At 71.2% G+C, this 17,009-nt stretch carries 14 protein-coding genes and 1 pseudogene; 8 read left to right on the forward strand and 7 right to left on the reverse strand.

Going from position 1 to position 17,009, the window contains the following annotated elements:
- Positions 1 to 2: 2 nt before the first annotated feature.
- Complete coding sequence (gene rplI / locus AB0K52_RS18125; RefSeq protein WP_208497180.1) at positions 3 to 464, forward strand: 50S ribosomal protein L9; 462 nt, start codon at positions 3 to 5, stop codon at positions 462 to 464.
- Positions 465 to 645: 181 nt separating this feature from the next.
- Here rplI and AB0K52_RS18130 read toward each other — a convergent pair whose 3' ends face one another.
- Positions 646 to 1,035, reverse strand: a complete 390-nt coding sequence (locus tag AB0K52_RS18130) for a hypothetical protein (protein ID WP_363533348.1) — start codon at positions 1,033 to 1,035, stop codon at positions 646 to 648.
- 301 nt (positions 1,036 to 1,336) lie between these two features.
- Here AB0K52_RS18130 and AB0K52_RS18135 point away from each other — a divergent pair, with 301 nt between their 5' ends.
- The 3 genes from AB0K52_RS18135 to AB0K52_RS18145 all read left to right on the forward strand — a co-directional run bounded on the left by AB0K52_RS18135 (position 1,337) and on the right by AB0K52_RS18145 (position 5,403).
- On the forward strand, positions 1,337 to 4,099 hold the full coding sequence (locus AB0K52_RS18135) for a replicative DNA helicase (protein WP_363533350.1): 2,763 nt from the start codon (positions 1,337 to 1,339) through the stop codon (positions 4,097 to 4,099).
- A gap of 132 nt (positions 4,100 to 4,231) precedes the next feature.
- Positions 4,232 to 4,561 (forward strand): hypothetical protein, encoded by a 330-nt coding sequence (locus AB0K52_RS18140; RefSeq protein ID WP_363533353.1) that lies wholly within the window; start codon positions 4,232 to 4,234, stop codon positions 4,559 to 4,561.
- The gene (locus tag AB0K52_RS18145) at positions 4,558 to 5,403 is read left to right on the forward strand and encodes a hypothetical protein (protein WP_363533356.1); all 846 of its coding nucleotides are present in this window, start codon (positions 4,558 to 4,560) and stop codon (positions 5,401 to 5,403) included. Before AB0K52_RS18140 ends, AB0K52_RS18145 begins: the two co-directional genes overlap by 4 nt.
- Positions 5,404 to 5,640: 237 nt before the next feature.
- Here the strand turns inward: AB0K52_RS18145 and AB0K52_RS18150 are convergent.
- The 4 genes and pseudogenes from AB0K52_RS18150 to AB0K52_RS18165 form a co-directional block, all read right to left on the reverse strand.
- Positions 5,641 to 5,775, reverse strand: a pseudogene (locus AB0K52_RS18150) (zf-TFIIB domain-containing protein); the annotation flags it as partial.
- Between the two features lie 55 nt (positions 5,776 to 5,830).
- Positions 5,831 to 7,180, reverse strand: coding sequence for a glycosyltransferase 87 family protein (locus AB0K52_RS18155; RefSeq protein ID WP_363533359.1), 1,350 nt, complete (start codon positions 7,178 to 7,180; stop codon positions 5,831 to 5,833).
- Positions 7,181 to 7,500: 320 nt separating this feature from the next.
- Entirely contained in the window at positions 7,501 to 7,902 is a 402-nt protein-coding gene (locus AB0K52_RS18160; RefSeq protein WP_363533362.1) for an ATP-binding protein, read from the reverse strand.
- A gap of 117 nt (positions 7,903 to 8,019) precedes the next feature.
- Positions 8,020 to 8,751: a glycerophosphodiester phosphodiesterase family protein gene (locus AB0K52_RS18165; RefSeq protein WP_363533365.1), complete on the reverse strand. Its 732-nt coding sequence runs from the start codon at positions 8,749 to 8,751 to the stop codon at positions 8,020 to 8,022.
- Between the two features lie 146 nt (positions 8,752 to 8,897).
- Here AB0K52_RS18165 and larB point away from each other — a divergent pair, with 146 nt between their 5' ends.
- From larB to AB0K52_RS18185, 4 genes are all read left to right on the forward strand, one after another.
- Positions 8,898 to 9,587 (forward strand): nickel pincer cofactor biosynthesis protein LarB, encoded by a 690-nt coding sequence (gene larB / locus AB0K52_RS18170; RefSeq protein WP_363533368.1) that lies wholly within the window; start codon positions 8,898 to 8,900, stop codon positions 9,585 to 9,587.
- Positions 9,584 to 10,945 carry a nickel pincer cofactor biosynthesis protein LarC gene (gene larC / locus AB0K52_RS18175; RefSeq protein ID WP_363533371.1) on the forward strand — a complete coding sequence of 454 codons (1,362 nt, stop codon included), beginning with the start codon at positions 9,584 to 9,586 and terminating at the stop codon, positions 10,943 to 10,945. Before larB ends, larC begins: the two co-directional genes overlap by 4 nt.
- A 40-nt stretch (positions 10,946 to 10,985) precedes the next feature.
- Positions 10,986 to 11,360 (forward strand): PH domain-containing protein, encoded by a 375-nt coding sequence (locus tag AB0K52_RS18180; RefSeq protein WP_208497168.1) that lies wholly within the window; start codon positions 10,986 to 10,988, stop codon positions 11,358 to 11,360.
- A 122-nt stretch (positions 11,361 to 11,482) separates the two neighbouring features.
- On the forward strand, positions 11,483 to 11,857 hold the full coding sequence (locus AB0K52_RS18185) for a PH domain-containing protein (protein ID WP_363533374.1): 375 nt from the start codon (positions 11,483 to 11,485) through the stop codon (positions 11,855 to 11,857).
- Between the two features lie 98 nt (positions 11,858 to 11,955).
- Here AB0K52_RS18185 and AB0K52_RS18190 read toward each other — a convergent pair whose 3' ends face one another.
- On the reverse strand, positions 11,956 to 13,494 hold the full coding sequence (locus AB0K52_RS18190) for a multicopper oxidase domain-containing protein (protein ID WP_363533377.1): 1,539 nt from the start codon (positions 13,492 to 13,494) through the stop codon (positions 11,956 to 11,958).
- Between the two features lie 357 nt (positions 13,495 to 13,851).
- The gene (locus AB0K52_RS18195; RefSeq protein WP_363533379.1) at positions 13,852 to 17,001 is read right to left on the reverse strand and encodes an AAA family ATPase; all 3,150 of its coding nucleotides are present in this window, start codon (positions 16,999 to 17,001) and stop codon (positions 13,852 to 13,854) included.
- Positions 17,002 to 17,009 lie beyond the last annotated feature (8 nt).

The following is a 17,009-nucleotide window of genomic DNA, read 5'->3' on the forward strand; positions in this document are numbered from 1 at the left end:
ACATGAAGATCATCCTGACTCATGAGGTGCCCAACCTCGGCTCGGCCGGCGATGTGGTCGAGGTGAAGAACGGCTACGGCCGCAACTACCTCCTGCCGCAGGGCCTGGCGATCGCCTGGACCAAGGGCGGTCAGAAGGAAGTCGACGCGATCCAGCGCGCCCGTGCGGCCCGCCAGATCCACGACCTCGACCAGGCCCGCACCGTGGCCGAGCAGCTGAAGAAGACGGACGCCCACATCGTCGCCCGCACCGGTGACGGGGACCGCCTCTTCGGCTCCATCACCGCGGTCGACGTGGTCAAGGCCGTCGACGAGGCCGGGGGTCCGAAGATCGACCGCCGCCGCGTCGAGCTGCCCGCCGCCATCAAGTCGGTCGGCACCTACGACGTCGCCGTCAAGCTGCACCCGGAGGTGACCGCGAAGTTCAAGCTTCAGGTGACCCCGGCCAAGCGCCGCAAGAAGTAGGGTCGCACCAGCGAACCCGAGAAAGGCCCGCGTTCGGTTCGAACGCGGGCCTTTGTCGTACCCCTGTGGGACGCTGTCCTTTTTCACTGGTAGTGGTGAAGGTGGGACTGGGCGGGTACCCGGGGCCTCCCGTACGCCCGCGCGGCAGCGGTCGAATCCGCAGGTCACGGTGTGTACACCGTCAGATCACCCAGCCGGCCGTCCGCAGCACCACCGTCACGAGCCCCGCGCCGAGGATCGCGGCCGCCGAGCCGGCGACGCCGGCGCGCCAGCCCGCCCGCGGCAGCCGCAGCAGGACCGCCACGAGGAGGCTCGCCGTGAACGCCGAGAGCGTCCACGCCCAGCCGCCCGCGATCGCCGCCGAGAGCCGCCCGGCCACCGTGCAGCCGCGCTCCGCGCACGTCGCGTCCACCGCCGGCTGCGAGACCACCCACGCCAGATAGACGAACATCGGCACCGCGTACCAGGCGAGCGTCACGAGCAGCGTCGGCGTGAACGCCCGCTCCCCCGGGCGGTCGTCGCCTTCGGGGTCGAGCCGGGGCCTGCGCTCGGGTTGCCGGGGGGCGTTCATGGGGTCTCGCTCCTCTGATCCGTGCCGGGGTCGCCCCTCACCTTAGCCGCAAGTTGGCACGAACGAATCTCCATCCACAGGCGGTGGACGGCGTCGCCACAGGTGAACACGGCAATTCGAGCCGCGTTCGCGTCACTGTCCACAGGTTGTCCACAGGCCGGACCCGGTTATCCACAGGTTATCCACAGCCTTGTCCACAGGGTTGTCCACAGGCCCGTTTGCAACCGTGCCCGGCGCGACATAGCGTCGTTGACGCCGCCGATCTGTCGTATCCAGGCGGTACATTCTCCATGAACGCACGGTGACCGAGGGGGTGGACGGCATGACCGACGTGTCGGCGGAAGGCGTCTACTCGAGGGTGAACGGCGCCAACGGCTCCCGCAGCAACTCCTATTTCGACACCCCGCCCGAGGACCCCTTCGCGGACGGCGGCGGCGGAGGCGGGGGCGGCGGCGCCCGCACCTACGAGCGCACCCCTCCCCAGGACCACCAGGCCGAGATGTCCGTCCTCGGCGGCATGCTCATGAGCAAGGACGCGATCGCCGACGTCATCGAAGTGCTCGGCCCGGGCGACTTCTACCAGCCCAAGCACGGCATGGTCTTCGACGCGATCATCGAGAAGTTCGGCAACGGCGAGCCCGCCGACGCCGTCACCATCGCCGCGGCCCTCGCCGACTCCGGCGACCTCGCCAAGATCGGCGGCGGCCCGTACCTCCACGACCTCCTCAACGCCGTGCCCACCGCCGCGAACGCCGGGTACTACGCCAAGATCGTCAAGGAGAAAGCGATCCTGCGCCGCCTCATCGAGGCCGGCACCAAGGTCGTCCAGTACGGGTACGGCGGCGGCCAGGGCGGGCGCGACATCGACGACCTCGTCGACCTCGCCCAGCAGGCCGTCTACGAGGTCACCGACAACCGCCAGAGCGAGGACTTCGCGGTCCTCTCCGACCTGCTCCAGCCCGCGATGGACGAGATCGAGGCGATCGGCGCGAGCCAGGGCCTCATGACCGGCATCCCCACCGGCTTCGCCGACCTCGACCGGCTCCTCTCGGGCCTGCAGGCCGGGCAGCTCATCATCGTCGCCGGGCGCCCCGGCGCGGGCAAGTCCACCGCGGCCATGGACTTCATGCGGCACGCCTCGCTGCACCACCGGCACGCCGCGGCCCTGTTCAGCCTCGAAATGAGCAAGCTCGAGATCGTGATGCGGCTCTTGAGCGCCGAGACGCGGGTGCCGATGCACGTCCTGCGCTCGGGCGACCTCTCGGACGACGACTGGACGCGCCTGGCCAAGCGCATGGGCGACATCTCCGAGGCGCCGCTGTTCGTCGACGACACCGCGTCGATGACCATGATGGAGATCCGGGCCAAGGCCCGGCGGCTCAAGCAGCGCCACGACCTCAAGCTCATCGTCGTCGACTACCTGCAGCTCATGACCTCGCCGAAGAAGACCGAGTCGCGGCAGCAGGAGGTCTCGGAGATCTCCCGTGGCCTCAAGCTCCTGGCCAAGGAGGTGCAGTGCCCGGTGATCGCGGTCGCGCAGCTCAACCGCGGCCCCGAGCAGCGCACCGACAAGCGCCCGCAGCTCTCCGACCTGCGCGAATCGGGATGCGTCCCAGCCTCGACTCGCCTGCTGCGCGCCGACACCGGCGCCGAGGTCACAATCGGCGAGCTGATGGCCTCGGACGCGAAGGACGTGCCCGTATGGGCGGCGGATGAGCGGCTGCGAATCGCACCGCACACCCTTACCCACGCGTTCCCGAGCGGTCGCAAGGAGGTCTTCAAGATGCGGCTGGCCTCGGGGAAGGAGGTCGAGGCGACCGCGAACCACCGCTTCCTGACAGTGGATGGCTGGCGCGAGCTCGGGGAGTTGGAAGTCGGTGCCCGGATTGCCACTCCGCGGATCATCCCCGAACCGCTGAAAGCCACCTCCTGGCATGACGCCGAAGTCATCCTTCTCGCCCACATGATCGGTGACGGCTCGATGGTGGCCCGCCAACCCATCCGCTACGCGAGCGTCGACCCGGACAACCTCGAAGCGGTCGCCAGGGCGGCATCGCACTTCGGCGTTACCGCGGTCCGCGACGACCACCCTGCCGCCCGGGTCACGACACTGCGGCTGCCGTCTTCGCAGAAACTCGCCCGCGGCAAGCGCAACCCGATCGCCCAATGGCTGGACTCCCTCGGGTTGTTCGATAAGCGCTCTCACGAGAAGTTCATACCCGCCCCCGTCTTTTCCCTACCCGACGATCAGGTCGCGATGTTCCTGCGACACCTATGGGCAACTGACGGCAGTATCACCATGAAGAAGGACGGAAAGAGCGGCACCATCTACTACTCGTCGACGAGCCTGCAATTGACTCAGGACGTCGGCACGCTCCTGCAGCGGTTCGGAGTGCAAGGGCGTCTGCGGGTCACGCAGAAAGCCGAGCACCGGCCCCAGTACTCGCTGCACGTCTCCGGGCGCGACAACCAGCTGCGATTCCTACGGGAGATCGGGTCTCACGGCGGTCGAGGCCGGTCCGGCGAACTGCTGAAGTCGATTCTGAGCGGCGTCAAGGCGAACACCAACGTCGACACGGTTCCGAAGGAAGTGTGGAACCGAGTCCGGTCCATCCTCTCGGATCAGGGGATCTCGCATCGAAAGTTCGCCGAGCAAATGGAGGTGCAGTTCTGCGGAAACGCCATGTGGCAGAAGTCGGTGAGCCGCGAGCGCCTTGCGAGGGCCGCCGAGGTCCTGCAGGATGAGGGCCTTGAGCTCATGGCCACGAACGACATGTTCTGGGATGAGGTCGTCGCCATCGAGTCAGTTGGCGAACAGGACGTCTATGACGCCACGGTCCTCGGTGTACACAACTTCATCGCCAACGGCGTCATCGCGCACAACAGCTTGGAGCAGGACGCCGACGTGGTCATCCTGCTCCACCGCGAGGACTACTACGACAAGGAGTCCCCGCGCGCGGGCGAGGCCGACTTCATCGTCGCCAAGCACCGCAACGGCGCGACGGACACCATCACCGTCGCGGCCCAGCTGCACCTCTCGCGCTTCGTCGACATGGCGGTCTAGGACGCACCCTGCGCGTCAGGGCGCGGCAGCGCCGCACGGCGGGCGCCCGCAGCCGCCCGATCGTCCGGAACCCCTGACAGAGCGCGACATTGCTACATTGGACCGGTCACTGCATCACCCCTGGAGGAGCCGGTGCACCCCGAGCAGGTCAACATCAACACGGGCGCAGGTCCGCAGTTCAACGCCAGAGAGCAGCGGATCGTCTACAACGCCGACGGCGGCGCCGCCCGCGCCGAAGCGCTCATCGTGCAGCTGCTCGACGAGCTGCGCTCCGGTGCCTACAGCGATCGGATCGCGCTGCCTGTCGCAGTCGAGTTGGAGGCGGCCAGGGAGGCGGCCGCCTCGGGCCGGCTCGACCGGGTCGGCGGCTTCCTGGAATCCGCCGCGAAGGCCGCCGGCGGCGCGACGAGCCTGGTCGCGTCCATCACCAAGATCGTGAGCGACCTCAACGGGCTCGGATGAGCGAGTTCGAGCAGGGCAACTACAACCTCGGCACCGGCGACCAGTTCAACGCCGATGAGCAGCACTTCGAGATCACCCGGTACGAGTACTACAACCTCGGTTCCGGCGGCCGGACCTGCCCGAAGGGCGCGAACCCGCCCGGCTGCGGCGGTTCGCTGAAGAAGACCGAACTCGTATGGCGCGAACACTCGCTGCACGGCAGGCCGCTCAACAACCTCGGGAAGTCCGTGGCGCCGCCGCCGCGGCCGCGGCTGGCCGAGACCGAACCGAAGCCGCCCGTCGAGCGGACGCCGCCCAGCAGGCCGCAACGGGCGGCCGAGCTCGAACGGCTCGCGGTCGTCCCGGTCCGGGCTCGCGCGGCCGCGGTGTGGTGGGGCGTCGTCAGCGGCGCCGCCTGGGGCCTCCCGGTGGGGGTCATCTACGGCCTGTTCGGCACCTTCGACCTGTTCGCGTGGCTGCCGCAGGTGCCCGGCGGCACCGTCTTCATCGGACCGCGCCTGCCGGTCCCGATCGCGCTCGTCGTGGTCGTGTGGCTGGGTGTCGGCTTCGCGGTCTACCGGTCCCGGTACACCGCACTCGACGCGCAGGCCCAGGCGCAGCAGCGGAAGCTCGCGAACCTCCTGGAGAACTTCGAACGGCGGCAGGCGAAGCACCGCCGCCTGGTGGAGGCCGACGAGCAGCGATTCCGGCGGGAGCAGCAGCGCTATCGCAGCGCCCGGCAGCGCTTCCAGGCGGCGCAGAAGCGCTACCGCAAGGAGAAGCGGGTCTGGGACCACAGCTGGACGTGCGTCGACTGCGGACGCAGCTGGCATGCCGACCGCGACCTCAAGGACCAGCGCTAAGCCTGCCGTTCCGTGCATCGTCGAGCCGGACCGGTCACCTGCGAGGGGGCCGCGGCGCGTACCGGCGCGCGTCGAGGCGTCCATCGGCGGTCCTCCGGGATGGCGGACGGGCCCTCAGTCGCCGAAGAGGATCTGCAGGAGGGTGCGGCGTTCGCGCACCTGCGGGGTCTCGCCGTTCGCGTACTGCGGCATCGGCGTCGTCGCGGCGCCGTCCTGCTGGACGCCGTTGACCCACTTCTCGGTGTCGATGAGGTGCTCGAGCTCGCCGCGGTCGAGCAGCACCGCGCGGCAGGCCGAGCACTGGTCGACGACGATGCCGTTTCGCTCGTACTGGCGCATGAGGGCAGCGCACTTGGGGCAGGTGAGTTGCATGTCGCTCACCGTACACGTCGCTTGCGGCCCTGGCGGTTCCGCTCGCGAGGGGCCCTCAGCGCCACCATTCGACGGCCAGGGACGGGCCGAGGCCGGTCTCCTTCTCGAGGTCGTCCACCGCCTCGTCCTCCTGGGCGAGTCCCTGGAAGAGCGTGCCGGTGACGGTGCCCGCCACGGCGTCGCGCAGCGGCAGCCACCAGCCGAGCAGGACCACGGGGTACAGGAGGTACCCGAAACGCGTGGACGGCATGAGCAGGAACGCCGCCGAGAGCCCGGCCGCGCACCACAGGGCCGCCGTGGCGGCCGTCGCGGGCGGGCGCGTCCACAGCAGCCCGGCGATCACGAGCGCGGCGAGGCCGAGCAGCGCCGGGGCGATGAGGTCGCCGGCCGGAACATGCCGGGCGATAAGGAATCCGGGCAGCGGGGACTGGGCGGGCGAGGTGACCACGCCGTGGCCGAGGCCGAACGCGATCACGTTGTCGAAGAACCCGCGGGCGTCCACGGCCAGGACCGGGAGCATCGTCGCGGCGACGGGGACGGCGAAGCCCGCGAGGTAGCCGCGCGCATTCGCGGTTTGCGGGCTTCGCCGAGGCTGAAGGCCGCCGTTGCGCCACAGCAGGAACGCGATCACGACGGCGGCGGGCCACGCGAAGAGCTTGAGGGCGGCGGCCGCACCGATGGCGAGACCCGCGGCGAAGGAGCGCTCGCGGTGGGCGAAGGCGAGCGCGAGGGCCATGAGGGCGACCACGGGCATGTCGTCGCCGCCGGTCGCGAACGTCAAGGCGCACACCGGGAACACGAACATGGCCTGGACGGCGCGCAGCAGCGGCCCCTTGCCCGCGCCGGTCGGGTTGAGGGCGCTGCCGGGGCCGCCGCGCAGGAGCCGGACGGCGGCGACCGCGCAGGCGGCGGCGGCGAGGAGGAAGTAGATGCGGGCGTCGGTCCACCAGTGCTCGCCGAAGACCGCGGCGGGGACGCCGAAGACGGCCATGCCGGGCTGGTACGGGTTGTAGCCGAGGAGGGGTTCGGGGAGCGCGGCGATCGCGTCGGCGTGCAGGTAGGGGCTCCCGGTGTCGAGGAGGCGCGCGCCGGAGGCCTCGACGACGAGGACCTCTTCCTGGGCGCGGCCGCCGGTGCCGGCGGCGCGCTCGATCGCCATGAGCACCATGGGGACCGCGGTCACGGCGAGGGCGGCGCCGGCGGCGATGAAGGCGCGGCGGCGCCAGACGGGTCCGGGCTGGGCGAGGAGGATCGCGGCGCAGATCGCGGCCGGGAGGTAGCCGCCGAAGGCGACCGCGCCCCACTGGGCGTGCGAGTCGAGGGTGGTCCACAGCGCGGTGGCGCCCGCGAAGAGCGCGGCCACGCCGTAGAAGGCGAGGTCGATGATGAGCGGACGGTTGGACACCCGCACAGCGTACGGGGACAGGGCGAGCGGGCCGGGGCGGCCGCCGCGCCCCGCGGCCGGGAGTGGCGCGCCGCGACGCCCCCGATCACAAGGGTGCCTTGCGGGTACGACAAGACCCGCGGGGCACGGTATCGGAGGCCGGAGGTTTCAGCGCGCCAGGTCCCGGATGCTTTCGGCGACGCTTGCGAGCCGTCAATGTGAGGGCCGCTGCGGGGTAGGACGATTCAGGTCCCGGATGCTTTCGGCGAAGCCATCGAGCCGCCAAGTGAGGGCCGCTGAGAGGTAGGACGGTTCAGGGCCGCCGGGCGGCCCGTTCGCCCTCACCGGACGGGGACGCGGGCCCAGACTTCCTGGGTGCCGTCGCCGAGGGAGCGAGCGCCCCAGTCGGTGGACAGCTTGGACACGATGAACATGCCGCGCCCGTGCGCCGAGTCGAGGTTGACCGCGCACACGTGCGGGTGGGTGCGCGAGCCGCCGTCGATCACGCGGACCTCGACATCAGCCGGACCGAGCTCGTAGCTGACGACCACGTCGCCGCCGGTGAGGGGCCGGGCGTGCCGCACGGCGTTGGAGACGAGTTCGGTCGCGCAGACAAGGAGGTCGTCGCGGACCTCGTCGGGAAGGTCAGGGAGGGACTCGCGCAGCCACCGGCGGACCTGGCTGGCGGCCCCGGACTGGTGGGGGACGCGCAGCCGCTCTGGTGCCGGTATCGCAGCGGGCATCGCGGTCCCCTTCCTTCCTCCGTGCCGTGGGGGAGGCTATACAGCAACCTACCTTTTACAAAGGGATGACACCAGTATTACCGGCGGACCCTGAGTCCGTCTTGCGGTGATACGGGCTCAGCCGGCCAGGGTCTGCCGGATCGCGGCCGGGCGGTCGGTGAACACGACGTCGACCTCGAGCCCGGCCATGCGGTGGGCGGTGGCGGCGTCGTTCACGGTCCAGGTGTACACCTGATACCCGGCGGCATGGCTGCGCTCGACGAACTCGGGCGCGGAGTCGAGGTAGTCGACCCGGGAGCTGAGGACCTGGACGCCTTCGGGCGGGCGCCGGAACGGGTACTCGAAGATCCACACGAGCGGAGTGTCCTGGTCGAGGCCGCGCCAGGTCTTGAGGGCGGCGCGCGAGAAGGACATGACCGTGGCGTCGAGGCCCGGCCAGCGGCGCAGGGTCTCCCAGAGGCGCAGTTCGAGCCGGGGACCGAACTTCGAGGGGTGTTTGGCCTCGATGAAGAGTTTGAGGTCTTTGCCCGAGTCGACGACGAGCGCGAAGAGGTCCTCGAGGGTCGGGATGCGCTCGGCTTCGGGGTTGCCGGAGCAGTCGGGGAACTGGTGGGCGAAGTTGAGGTCCCGCAACTGGGCGAGGGTGAGATCCGCCACTGCGCCTTTGGCGCCGGCGGTGCGCTTGACGGTGCGGTCATGGTGGAGGACGAGGTGCCCGTCGGCGGTCAGGCGGAGGTCGAACTCGAAGCCGTCGGCGCCTTCGACGATCGCCTGCCGGAACGCGGCGATCGAGTGCTCCGGGAGGAATTCGTTCGCGCCTCGGTGGGCGGCGATCAGCGGCTGGGACACCTCTTGACGATAGACGGTGGGGCCGACGCGGGGCCCCCTTCGCGGTGTCGGTTCGGGGTGGCGGCGGTGAACGCCGCGGTCCGCGGGCGGTGGGACGGGATCGATTCGGGTGGCCGGTGCGGCGGCCCGGATGGGAGTATCGAGGCGTGGAAATTGAGGAAGGCGGCTACCGCGACCTGGGCTGGGCCAAGATCGACACCGGCCGCCCGGCGCGGACCGGGACGGCTGAGGCCGTGTACGCGGCGGGGAAGACGCCCGAGCAGGTCGTGGGGGCGCTCGCGGCGCTGCGCGAGGCGCACCCGGGCCGGGTGGCGGTGGCGACCCGCTGCGACGACGCGTGCGTGGCGGCCGTGCGGGAGGCGTTCGGCGGCGACGTGCTGGTCGAGGCCGGCGTGTGCGCGGTCGGCGGGTTCCCCGAGGCCGAGTCCGGGCTGCTCGCGGTCGTGTGCGCGGGGACCTCGGACCTGCCGGTGGCGCGCGAGGCCGAGATCGTGGCCCGGGCCAACGGGATCGACACGCGCCTGATCGCCGACGTGGGCGTGGCGGGGCTGCACCGGCTGCTCGACAAGATCGGGGAGCTGCGCGAGGCGGCCTGCGTGATCGTGGTGGCGGGCATGGACGGCGCCCTGCCTTCGGTGGTGGCGGGCCTGGTGGCCGCGCCGGTGGTCGCGGTGCCGACCTCGGTCGGGTACGGGGCGGCGTTCGGAGGGCTCGCGCCGCTGCTGACGATGCTGAACTCCTGCTCGCCGGGGGTGACCGTGGTGAACATCGACAACGGGTTCGGGGCGGCCGTGGCCGCGTCCCGGATCCTCGGCGTGAAGGCGGACCGGTCGTGAAGGGCGGCGCGGCGCGGACGATCGCGTGGCTGGACTGCGCGGCGGGCGCGAGCGGCGACATGTTCCTGGGCGCCCTGGTCGACGCCGGCGTGGACCTCGCGGTGATGCAGGCGGCCGTCGATGCGCTCGGGACCGAGCCGATCCGGTTGCGCGCCAAGAAGGTCACCCGGCACGGCCTGGTCGCCGTGAAGGTCGACGTCGAGGCCCCCGAGGTCGCGACGGACCGGCGCTGGCGGTCGATCCGGGCGATGCTCGAGGGCGCGGAACTGGATGCGGCGGTGCGGGACCTGGCGCTGGGGGCGTTCGCGCGCCTGGCGGCGGCGGAGGCGGCCGCGCACGGGATCGCCGAGGAGGACGTGCACTTCCACGAGGTGGGCGCGCTCGACTCGATCGCGGACATCGTGGGGGCGGCGGCGGGCCTGGCGGCTCTGGGGATCGATCGGCTCACCGCTTCGACGGTGACAGTGGGCGGCGGCACGACGCGCGGCTCACACGGGTCGATCCCGCTCCCGGCCCCGGCGGTGCTGCGGGTCCTGGCCGACGCGGGCGCGCCCGTGGTCGGGGCGGTGCCGTACGAGGCGTGCACGCCGACGGGCGCGGCCATCGTCGCCGCGGCGGCCGCGGGCTACGGGTCTCTGCCGGAGCTGGTGGTCGACCGGATCGGCGTCGGCGCGGGCGGGCGCGACCCGCAGGAGCGGGCGAACCTGCTGCGGCTCATCGTCGGACACGAGGCAGTCGCGGCGCGCAGGACCGGTGCGGCCCATGTGCATCGCTCGCACGACCACGGCGGCGGGTCGGGGCACGACCATCACCGTCCGCACGGGGCGCACGGGCAGGCGTCCTCGGCAGCGGCGCATGAACACGGGCACGAAGCGCATGCTCGCGAACAGGCTCCGCTCACGGCGCAAGGGACTCCGGGTGCGAAGCCCGTCGTCATCGAGACCAATGTGGACGACCTTGATCCGCGGGTGTGGCCCGCCGCGCTGGCGGCGCTGCTCGCCGCCGGGGCCTCGGACGCCTGGCTGACGCCGATCCTCATGAAGAAGGGCCGCCCGGCCCACACGGTGCACGTGATGTGCCGCCCCGAGGTGGTCGAAGCGGTGCGGTCGGCCCTGGTCCGACACACGACCACGATCGGCATGCGCTCCTATGAGATCGAGAAGCACGCGCTCGAGCGGCAGTACACGCATGTCGATGTGGACGGTCACGAGATCGGGGTGAAGATCGCGCTCGAGCACGGCGAGGTCGTCAACGCCTCGGTCGAGTACGAGGACGCCGCCGCTGCGGCGCTCGCGCTCTCGCGCCCGCTCAAGGTCGTGATCGCGCAGGCCACTGCTCTTGCGGCCGAACGGTATTAGGCGGGCCGCGGCCGTGGGGCCGTACCGATATCCTGCCCGCATGATCGATTTCGAGAACGGCTCCATCTTCAAGCTCAAGCTCACCGACGACCCCGCCTTCACCGATGAGGTCCAGCCCCTGCTGGCCGACGGCGAAGCGGTCGCGCTGGCCTTCGAAGGCGTGCGCGACTACGTGGTCTTCACGAACAAGCGGGTCATCGCCGTCAACGTCCAGGGCATCACCGGCCGCAAGAAGGACTACGCCTCCCTGCCCTACAACAAGATCCAGGCCTACTCGGTCGAGACCGACGGCCTCATGGACAACGACGGCGAGCTCGACATGTGGTTCTCCGGGCTCGGCAAGGTCCGCTTCGAGTTCACGGAGAACGTCGACCTCCCGGCGATCGCCAAGCACATCGCGAACTGCACCCTCTGATCCGCAGCCTCTTCCCCCGCAACCCGATCGCGTAGCGGGACGGGACCCTGACCAGGGCTCCCGGCCCGCGCCGCCCGCTTCCGCGGGACCCGCCGGTCCACTGGCGTCAGTACGATGAGCCGATGATCGACTTCTCGAACGGCTCCCTCTTCAAACTCCAGCAGATCGACCCCGGCACGATCGCCGGGGAGCTGCAGCCGCTGCTGGTGCAGGGCGAGCAACTGGTCTCGGCGTTCAAGTCGGTGCGGGACTTCGTGGTCTTCACGAACAAGCGCGCCATCGCCGTCAACGCGCAGGGCATCACTGGCAAGAAGCGCGACTACACCTCCCTGCCGTACAGCAAGATCCAGGCATTCTCGGTCGAGACGGCCGGGAACTTCGACCTCGACGCCGAACTCGACCTGTGGTTCAGCGGCCTCGGCAAGGTGCGCTTCGAATTCAAGGGCAGGGTGGACATCCGCACGCTCGCGAACCTCATCGGCACCTACGTCCTCTAGGGGAAAGCAGTGCGGCGCAGGGCCGTCCCGTTCGTGGTGCCTACGGTCGGGACGGCCTGCGCCGCTGTCGTCCCCGGGCCCTGATGGCCCGGGGAGGGTCAGTGCCCGCCGTGGCCCGTGGCCGAGGCGCTGACCGGGACGGTGCCGATCTCCTCGCCCTCGCCGAGGACCACGAACTGGCCCATCATCCCCGAGTCCTCGTGGGCGAGGATGTGGCAGTGGTACATGTACGGCAGGTTCGGGTCGGTGTAGTCGGCGAAGCGCATCGCCAGCCGGTACTCGACCTGCGGGACCAGCTGCACGGTGTCCTTCCAGCCGCGCAGGCGCGGCGGCGGCTCCTCGCCGTCGACCGAGATGACCTGGTACTGGACGTCGTGGACGTGGAAGTTGTGCATGAAGCCGTCCGCGTTCTGGACCTCCCACACCTCGACGGTGCCCTCGCGGACGCCGAAGTCGATGCGCATGGGGTCCATGGACTCCCCGTTGATCTGGTTGAAGCCCGAGAGCGAGAACGAGCGCTCGGCGGCGATCTCGGCGTCGGCGAGGTCCGGCGCGGTGCCCATGGCCGATGGGACCTCGGTGGTGTCGGCGAGGGAGCCGGCGGCGCGGAACTCGCAGATGTCGAGCAGGTCCTCGCCCCCGTTGAGGCGCCCGAGCGGGCCTTCGTAGCCCTCGTCGGCGGGGTGGGAGCGGAGCACGACGGACTCGCCGGGCTCGAAGGCCACCACGATCTCGGCGCGCTCGCCCGGTGAGAGCTGGAGCCGGTCGGTCTCCCAGGCCTCGGGCAGCAGGCCGCCGTCGGTGGCGATGAGCTGGAAGGGCCGGTCGTCGCTGAACCCGAAGTTGTAGAGGCGCGAGACGGAGCCGTTGAGCAGGCGCAGCCGGACCAGGCGGGTCGTGACGTCGAAGTAGGGGCCGAGCGTGCCGTTGACCATGATCTCGTCGCCGAGGACGCCCTGCATGCTCATGAAGGGCGCCTTGTCGTCGAACTGGTTGTTCCCGTCGAACTTGCGGTCCTGCACGATCATCGGGACGTCGTCCACGCCGTACTCGGCGGGCAGGTTGAGCCCCTCGGACTCGTCGTCGTCGACGATGAACATCCCGGCCAGGCCCCGGTAGACGTGGTTCCCGGTGCGGCCGTGCGGGTGCGGGTGGTACCAGAGGGTCGCGGCCGGCTGGTTCATCGTCCACTGGGGAGCCCAGATGCCGTCGGGCTCGACCTCCTGGTGGGGGCCGCCGTCCATGACCGAGGGCAGGTGCATGCCGTGCCAGTGGATCGAGGTGCCCTCGTCGAGGCCGTTGTGCACCGCGAAGGCGACCTCCTCGCCGCGCCTGGCGCGGATGGTCGGGCCGAGGAAGGCGCCGTTGACGCCCCAGGTCTCGGTCTCACGGCCGTCCTTGAAGGCGACCGTGCCGGCCTGGATCTCGAGGTTGAAGACCCGGGCGCCGGAGGCGTCCTCGGTCGACTCGGCGAGCGGGGGGATGGCCAGCGGGGTGTCGAAGTCGACCTCGCCGGCGGTCTCGAGTTTGGACTTGCTCCAGAGGTAGCCGACGGTCCCGGCCCCGCCGAGGGCGATCGCCCCGACGCCGCCGCCGACGCCGACGAGGGTCCACTTGAGTGCTTTACGCCGCTTCATGGCTGCAATACTCGTGCGGCGGCCCCCCGGTCGCATCGGGCCGGAGAAGACAATCCGCGTACCACCCGGGGACTACACCGGGAGGCGGCGTCAACCTCCAGTAGCGGTGGCGCGACGAGCACCGCTCGCTTCCGTTCCCTCGTCCGCATGAACCTGCCGCAACCGAATCACCCGGTTCGACCGATTCGCCCGCCGGTGTTCGAACCCGCGGCCACGCCGCTACCTGCGAGTGTCGTACCCGTTTGGGAGCCTGGCCTTTTTCACTGGTAGTGGTGAAGGTGGGATCGGGCGGGTACCCGGGGCCTCCCGTACGGCCGCACGCGGCCGCTCCGGCGCCGCAGGCGCGGCACCGGCCGGTCAGTCCTCGGTGAGGTAGCCGCGCAAGTGGGCGGCGTTCACCGCCGCGGCGCGGCCCGCGACCTCGAGCTTCGCCATCGCCCGCGAGAGGTGCACGCTCACGGTCTTCTCCGAGATGTACAGCTCCGCGCCGATCTGCTTGTTCGTCAGCCCGCGCGCCACCTGCCGCACCACCGCCAGCTCCCGTGGCGTCAGCGGCGTCGAGGTGGGCACCGCCGAGGTCAGCCGCGCCCGCTCGGCCAGCGCGCACAGCTCGTCGCACAGCGGGCCCGCGCCGAGCCGGATCGCAGTCTTCTTGGCCTCGGTGAGCACCGCGGCCGCTTCGGCGCGGGCCTCCGCGCCCGGGGAGGCGAGGAGCGCCTCGGCCAGCCGCCAGCGGGCGTACGCCTGCCGGTAGGGCTCGGCCCAGTTGGGTTCGCAGGCGGCCGTGTCGAGGTCGCCGCTGCGGGCGGCGTCGATGAGCGCCAGGGTCTCGGACGCGATCGGGTCCTCGAGCGCGAGTTCGAGCCGCTCCTGTTCGCCGAGGACCGCGGCGGGCGTGAGGTGCGGTCGTTTCGCCTGCGCCGCTTTGGCTTCGTCCGATTCGGGGTCGCGGTAGTCGAACGCGTCGGCCGCGGCGCGCCACAGGGCCGGGTCGCCGTCGCCGTGGAGGCGGGACTCCTCGGCGTCGAGCTGGGCGGCCCAGGCGCGGCCCTCGGGGCCGAGGGTGCCGGAGAGCGGGCGGCCGTGCTCGAGGAAGAACCGGGCCCGTTCGGCGAGGCGCTCGCCGGCCGTGACGGCGTCTTTCGCGCCGGTCGCGTCGCCGTCGCGGCGCAGGCGCTGGGCGAGGTCGGCGGCCGCGCCGACGCCGGCGGCGCAGACGGAGACGCCGGCGAGGTAGTAGCCGCGCATGCGGGTCATGCGCTCGGTCGCGCGCTCGACGCGGTGCAGGGCCTGCTCGGGGCGGCCGCGCCAGCGGTCGAGTTCGGCGCCGCACATGGAGGCGAGGGCGAGGACCTGGCCGTCGAGCTGCCAGCGGTTGGCGAGGTAGTCGAGCCGCCGGTCGGCGGTCTCGAACCTGCCGCGCGCGACGTCGACGAGGAGCACTGCGGCGGCGAGGCGGGTGAGGACGACGCCGGGCAGGACGCTGGAGGCCATCTCGCCGTTCGCGTCCACATCGTCCCAGCGGCCGAGCATGTAGTTGCAGATGACCTGGCGGACAGCGGTCTCGAGGCCGAATCCGCTCCATTTGTGGCCGGTGCGGCGGGCGAGCGCCATGCCTTCGTCGAAGTGGGCGGCGGCCTCGGCGATCCGGGCGACCTCGACGAGGACGAGGCCCTGGTTGAAGTGGCCGCGGAGTTCGATCTCGTGCCAGCCCTTGCCGCGCACCAGGGCGAGCGCCTCGTTCTGGCGGGCGATCGTGCCCTCCAGGGAGCGTTCGCCGTTGCGGTAGAGGACGAGGCTCTCGGTGAGCATCGCGTCGGCCTTGGCGGCGTAGTGGGCGTCGTCGGGGTCGTGCTCGACGGCCTCGGCCGTGGCGATGGCCTTGGCCGCCCAGTCGAGGGCGTCGTCGTGGCGGCGCATGCTCGAGAGGGTGCGGGCGAGGGTGGCCTGGGTGAAGGCCTTGACGGCGCGCGGCTCGTCGTCCTTGACCAGTTGCCATGCCTCCCAGGCGATGCGGTGCGCCTCCTGCTCGTCGCCTTCGATGGTGAGGAGGTGGCGGGCGTATTTGCGGCGGGTGGAGGCGCCCATGATGCGGTCGCCGGAGGCGTCGGCGATGCGGACGGCGGCGGCCGAGTACGACTGGGCGCGTTTGATCTCGCCGGAGGCCTCGGCGTTCCCGGCGGCGCGGATCGTGAGGCGCAGCTCGGTGATGCCCTCGGGCCGCTGCTCGGGGGGGACCTTCCCGAACAGGGCCAGGGCCCGTTCGAGGTGGAGGAGGGCTTCGGCGGGGGCGGCGAGTTCGACGGCCTCGTCGGCGGCGCGCACGGACGCCGAGAGGGCGCAGGCGAGGTCGCCGGATTCGAAGGCGTGGTGGGCGAGTTCGGCCTCGGCGCCCTTGCCGTGGTCGTCGGCGAGCGATTCGGCGATCTTCTGGTGGTAGCGGATGCGTTCGCCCGGAAGGAGGTCGGAGTAGACGGCCTCGCCGAGGAGGGCGTGGCGGAACGCGTACGTGTCCGCGCTCTTCTGCACGATGATGCCGTGCGAGATCGCGGCGCGCAGGGCCTGGTCGAGTTCGCGTTCGTGGCCCAGGCCGTGCTCGTCGAGCATCGACCAGGCGGCGGCGTTGAGGCGGCGGTAGGTGAAGCGGCGGCCCATGACGGAGGCGAGCTGGACGACCTGCTTGGCGGCCTCGGGGAGGCGTTCGAGGCGGGCGAGGAGGACTTCGGCGAGTTCGAAGGTGACCGTGTGGGTCTCGGCGGCGGCGAGCTCTTCGGCGAGGAACGCGTTGCCCTCGGAGGCGGCGGCGATCTTGGAGACGGTCTCCTCGTCGAGCCCGGTGTTGAGCTCGCGCACGAAGTCGGCGGCGTGCTGGGCGTCGAACGGGTCGAGGTGGAGGCGCTGCACGGCGGGGAGGCGCACGAGTTCGGCCAGGAGGGGGCGGAGGGGGTGGCCGCGGTGGACGGCGTCGGCCCGGTAGGTGCCGACGATGAGGACGCGCTGGCCGGTGAGGCGGGAGGTGAGGAAGGCGAGGAGGTCGCGGCTGGAGCGGTCGGCCCAGTGGAGGTCTTCGAGGGTGAGGACGAGCGGCTCGGTCGCGGAGAGGTCGGCGAGGGCGGCGTGGAGGGCTTCGAAGAGGCCGAGGCGGCCGAGGTCACCTTCGGCGGGGACGGGGTGACCGGGGAGGAGCGGGCCGAGGCCGGGGTGGTTCGCGACGAGTTCGGGGTTGTCGCGGGCGAGGCTGCCGACGATCTCGGCGAAGGGGAGGTAGGGGAGCGCGGAGTCGGCGGTGTCGAGGCAGTGGCCGGTGACGGTGCGGACACCGTCACCGGCGTTGTCGTTGAATTCGTGGAGGAGCCGGGTCTTCCCGACCCCCGCGTCCCCGGAGACGAGGACGGTGGCGGGGCGGCCGGCGCGGGCGGCGTCGAGCGATTCGCGGAGCGAGGCGAGTTCGGCGTCGCGGGCGAACAGGGGGAGGTCGGAACCCAGGCGCGGCATGTCAGCAATCATGACACGCC

Origin of the sequence: Glycomyces sp. NPDC049804 (assembly GCF_040674615.1) — a bacterium.
GTDB classification, from domain to species: Bacteria; Actinomycetota; Actinomycetes; order Mycobacteriales; family Micromonosporaceae; genus Glycomyces; species Glycomyces niveus.

Coding starts and splice junctions, on each gene's coding strand:
- AB0K52_RS18195 (WP_363533379.1), bottom strand. CDS start 17,001: ATGATTGCTGACATGCCGCGCCTGGGTTCCGACCTCCCCCTGTTCGCC.
- AB0K52_RS18130 (WP_363533348.1), bottom strand. CDS start 1,035: ATGAACGCCCCCCGGCAACCCGAGCGCAGGCCCCGGCTCGACCCCGAA.
- AB0K52_RS18190 (WP_363533377.1), bottom strand. CDS start 13,494: ATGAAGCGGCGTAAAGCACTCAAGTGGACCCTCGTCGGCGTCGGCGGC.
- AB0K52_RS18185 (WP_363533374.1), top strand. CDS start 11,483: ATGATCGACTTCTCGAACGGCTCCCTCTTCAAACTCCAGCAGATCGAC.
- AB0K52_RS18145 (WP_363533356.1), top strand. CDS start 4,558: ATGAGCGAGTTCGAGCAGGGCAACTACAACCTCGGCACCGGCGACCAG.
- rplI (WP_208497180.1), top strand. CDS start 3: ATGAAGATCATCCTGACTCATGAGGTGCCCAACCTCGGCTCGGCCGGC.
- AB0K52_RS18160 (WP_363533362.1), bottom strand. CDS start 7,902: ATGCCCGCTGCGATACCGGCACCAGAGCGGCTGCGCGTCCCCCACCAG.
- AB0K52_RS18180 (WP_208497168.1), top strand. CDS start 10,986: ATGATCGATTTCGAGAACGGCTCCATCTTCAAGCTCAAGCTCACCGAC.